The organism is Zoogloea sp. LCSB751, from assembly GCF_002028455.1.
GTDB lineage: Bacteria > Pseudomonadota > Gammaproteobacteria > Burkholderiales > Rhodocyclaceae > Zoogloea.
The window spans coordinates 1-265 of the sequence record NZ_MWUM01000266.1; the positions used below are offsets into that span (position 1 = coordinate 1).

The following is a 265-nucleotide window of genomic DNA, read 5'->3' on the forward strand; positions in this document are numbered from 1 at the left end:
TAGCTCAACCAGTTTAATCGCATCTTTAAAGTCGATGACACCAGCACAAACTAATGCAGAATATTCACCTAGGCTGTGACCCGCTAACATCGCAGGCATAGATTTACCAGAGGCAACATAGGCACGCCAAATCGCCACACTTGCCGCTAATAAAGCAGGCTGAGTTTTATCGGTTTCATTTAAGGTTTCAACGGGGCCGTCTTGCACTAATGCCCACAAATCATACCCTAGCACCTCACTCGCTTCGGCAAAGGTTTGTCCCACA

General features: G+C 47.2%; 1 protein-coding gene. It reads right to left on the bottom strand.

Features of this window, described 5'->3' with window-relative positions:
* The coding region (locus B4920_RS26595; protein ID WP_139379704.1) for an ACP S-malonyltransferase at nucleotides 1-265 on the bottom strand (265 nt) is incomplete at both ends.